Annotated in this window: 3 protein-coding genes; all 3 read right to left on the bottom strand. The window is 70.1% G+C overall.

From position 1 onward, the window contains the following. Positions 1–32 precede the first annotated feature (32 nt). Complete coding sequence (locus JMF90_RS28495; protein WP_006483946.1) at positions 33–740, bottom strand: MgtC/SapB family protein; 708 nt, start codon at positions 738–740, stop codon at positions 33–35. Between the two features lie 305 nt (positions 741–1,045). Then, positions 1,046–2,590 carry a TolC family protein gene (locus tag JMF90_RS28490; RefSeq protein WP_011694777.1) on the bottom strand — a complete coding sequence of 515 codons (1,545 nt, stop codon included), beginning with the start codon at positions 2,588–2,590 and terminating at the stop codon, positions 1,046–1,048. Continuing rightward, positions 2,577–3,681: FUSC family protein (locus JMF90_RS28485; RefSeq protein ID WP_201325728.1), on the bottom strand; the 1,105-nt coding region annotated here is incomplete at its 5' end. The genes JMF90_RS28490 and JMF90_RS28485, both read right to left, overlap by 14 nt.

Genomic DNA, 3,681 nt, shown 5'->3' with positions numbered 1-3,681 from the left:
GGCGGCGCCGGAGGCGGCGGCCGCCACTTGGCTCACTCCATCATCGGCTCCGCTTCCTTCGCGGTCCAGCTCACGCTGGAAATGCTTTTCTCCATGCTCATCCGGCTCGCGATCTGCTCGAGCTTCTGCTGATCCTTCGGATGCAGCTTCAACGTCGCGGTGACCTTCAGCCGGTCCGGCTGGTCGGGCACGTCCTCGCTCGTGAGGCTCTGGAACGACAGCGGCTTCGCATACATCGCGTTCGACAGCAGCGTGCGGATGTGCACTTCGTCGGCGGCAAGGCAGATCACGGTGATCTGGTATTCGCGCACGAGATCGGCATTGGAGACGGGCGTCGCGTTGATGGCCTGGCTGACGCCGCGCAGCACCGTATTGGTAAGCAGCACGACGCCGGTGCCGGCGAGCGCGGGCACGTAGTGGCCGGAGCCGGCCAGTACGCCGACGGCGGCCGAGCACCACAGCGTGGCGGCCGTGTTGATGCCCTGAATCGAGCCCTTGTCGCGCATGATCACGCCGCCGCCGAGAAAGCCGACGCCCGACACGACATACGCGGCGATCTGCGTGACGCCCGCGACGCCGTTGCCGGTCAGCACGCCGAGCGTGACGAACAGGCACGCGCCGCTCGCGACGAGCGTGATGGTGCGCAGGCCGGCCGTGCGCTGGCGCATCTGGCGCTCGAGGCCGATGGCGACGCCGCAGGCGAACGCGGTGAAAAGGCGAAGTGCGAAATCGAAAGTCATGGTTGTCCTGCCGTGCAAGAAGCGCATGCCGGCACGCGCCGCCGCGGCGCAAGGCCGAAGGCGACGCGGCGCGAGCCCTCATCGCGCGGTACTGTACCGCGCGAATGCGTCATTCAGTGTGAAACGGGGGAGCGTGCGGCTCGCGGAACGCGAGCCGTGGCAGGAGAACTGCAGCGGACAGGCGTTCAGGCGGCAAGCGGCGCACGCAACGGAGTGCTGCAACTGTCCACGATGGTTCCTGAAGGAAGAATGGGCGGCATTCTAGTGGGCGGCGCGCGCTGGCGTCAACCGCGTTGCGGCCGGCGCTACTGCGCCGAGCCGATCGTCCCGGTCGCGAGTGCGAGCGCGGCCGCGGCTGACAATGCGCCGGCATAGCTGTCGACCTCCGCGTTGCGCGCGGCGAGCAACTGGCTTTGCGCGATCGTCGCGTCGGTGACCGAGCCGACGCCGTTCCGGTACGCGGTCAGCGCCGCGTCGTAGCTCGTTTGCGCGGCATCGACGAGCGCCTTCGCGGCGTCGTGCGACGCCAGGCTCGTCTGCACCGCGTTCTGCGCGGCGACGACCTGGCGTACCGCTTCCTCCTTGGTCCGCGTGAGGCGGGCGGATGCGCTTTCCGCGTCGTTGCGTGCCTGCATCAGCACGGCCGAGCGCAGGCCGCCGTCGTACAGCGGGATCGTCACGCCGAGGAATACGCCGCCGCCGTAGCGGCTGCCGTTCAGGTTGACGGTCGGCGCCTGGTCGCCGATCGCCGGCAGCGCGGAGATGGACGTACCGCCGCTCGCATACGACGTCGACGCGGACAGGAAGATCTTCGGCATGAACGCGGCTTGAGCCGCCTTGATCTTCGCGCGGTTGGCCTTTTCGACCGCGAACGCGCCCTGCAGGTCGGGGCGGCGCGCGATCGCGTCCGACACGATCGTGTCGACCGACGAACCGAGCGCGGGCGGCAGCGGCCGCTTCGGCAGCGCGGCGATGGTCGGCTTCGACAGCGGCGAGATGCCGAGCGCGGAGACGAGGGCGAGGTAACTGTCGCTCTCGGCGCCGTTCGCCTGCACGAGCGCGAGGTTCGCCTGCGCGCGGTTCTGCGTCGCCTGCGCGAGTTCGACGACCGTGCCGACGCCGTGCTTGAGCCGTGCGCGGGACGCCGCGAGGATCGCATCGGCGTTCGTGAGGCCCTGTTGCGCGCTGAGCGCGTGCGAGCGGGCGGCTTCGTAGCGGTAGTACGAGACCGTCACGTCGTGGATCACCTGCTGGTGCACGGCCGTGAACGCGACGTTCGACGCGATCGATGCCTGTTCGGCCGCTTCGACGCGCGCCGCGCGGCCGCCGAAATCGAACAGCAGCCATTGCAGCGACAGCGCCGAAATCGTGCCGTGCGCGGTGGTGTTGCTCGATGAATCACCGAGGATCGTCGACGTCGAGCCGTGGTTCGCCTGGTACGCACCCATCGCCGTCGCCGACAGGCGCGGGAGATAGGCGGACTTGGCGAGGCCCACCGCGAGCGCCGCGTTGCGCGCGTCGTTCCATGCGATGCGGGTCAGCGGATTGGCCGATTCGGCCAGATCGATCAGCTCGGGCAGCGTGTACGCATGTGCGGCATCGAGCGCGGCCGGCGCCGAAACCGACGCGAGTGCCGGCGAGGCAGGCAGCGTGTAGTCATGCGCACCTTGCGCGGATGCGCGCGGCGGCGCCGCCACGATGTCGCCCGCGGCGGACGTTTGCGGCTGCCACGGGCGGTCGGACGCCTCCGGCGCCAGATCGATCGACGACGTCGCGCAGCCGGCCAGCGCGACGGCGGTCGCGAGCACGGTGGCGGCGATCGCGGCGGCCGGCGGTTCAGGTAGGCGCATGAGGGGCAGGCTCCTTCGGTGTGGCTTGACGGGCGGCGTCGGCGATCTGCGCGAGCCGCGTGTCGATGAGGTTCAGCAGCGCATCGCGCGCGGGGTCGGTGGGGGCGGCGCTCGACGGTGGTGTCGGAGCGGGCGTGCGGGGCACGGTGTCGCCATTGCCCGGTTCGGTCACGCGCGCGAGTTGCGCGTCGATTGCCGCGTCGCCCGGCTTGCGTTCGGCGAGCAGGAACAGCGGACCTTCGATCGCGCCGAGTTCCGCGAGCGCGCGCCGCCGGGTGGCGAGCCACGTCGCGGCCGGCCGCACCCACGACGGCTCGTAATGGACCAGGCCAAGCTCCTGCGAGATCGCGCCGTGTCGGGCGAACGCTTCGGCCGCGAGCGCGCGCCGCTCGGCCGGCTGCGCGATCTGCGCGATGCGTCGCCACTGGTCGAGCAGCGCGGCGAACGCGACGTCGATCTGCTTGCCGATGCTGACCGGCCAGATGCGTGTGAACACCAGATACACGACGACGTTGCCGAGCAGGATGCCGATCGTGCGGTCGCGCGCGATCGTCAGGTCGAAGCCGGGGCCGGCGCCCTGGATCACGCACAGGAAAAACGCGAAGGCGACCTGGAAGCCCGCGTACGCGATGCGCGGCGATCCGAAGGCGATCCACGCGGACAGCCACGCGCCGGCGAACACCAGCGCCATCAGGTGGCCGACCGACGACAGCGCCGGCACGACGAACACGAGCGCGGCGGTGCCGAGCAATGCGCCGATGATGCAGCCGAAGATCCGCAGCGTGAGCTTCTCGACCGTTTCGGCCGTCGAGCCGAGCGACACGATGTAGCAGGTGACGACGCAGGTATGAATGCCCGACCAGTCGAGCTGCGAGTACAGCAGATAGCAGAAGATCGCCGCGGCAGTCGTCTTCAGCGCATAGCGGATGTGGTCGGGATTGGTGCGTGCGTCGGGCAGGAAGAAGCCGCCGTGTGGTGCCGGTGCCGGCGCGGCGGCGGGTGCTTCGGGCGTGGCGGCAGCGGCGGCGGGCGTTGCGTTGGCCGAAGCCTCCGCCGTTGCATCGACCGTAGGCGCTGTCGCGCCCGGCTCC

The organism is Burkholderia sp. E168m23, assembly GCF_016586125.1.
Lineage (GTDB): Bacteria > Pseudomonadota > Gammaproteobacteria > Burkholderiales > Burkholderiaceae > Burkholderia > Burkholderia orbicola.
The sequence above is the reverse complement of the archived record's forward strand: the minus strand, read 5'-3'. Positions and strand labels throughout refer to the sequence as shown.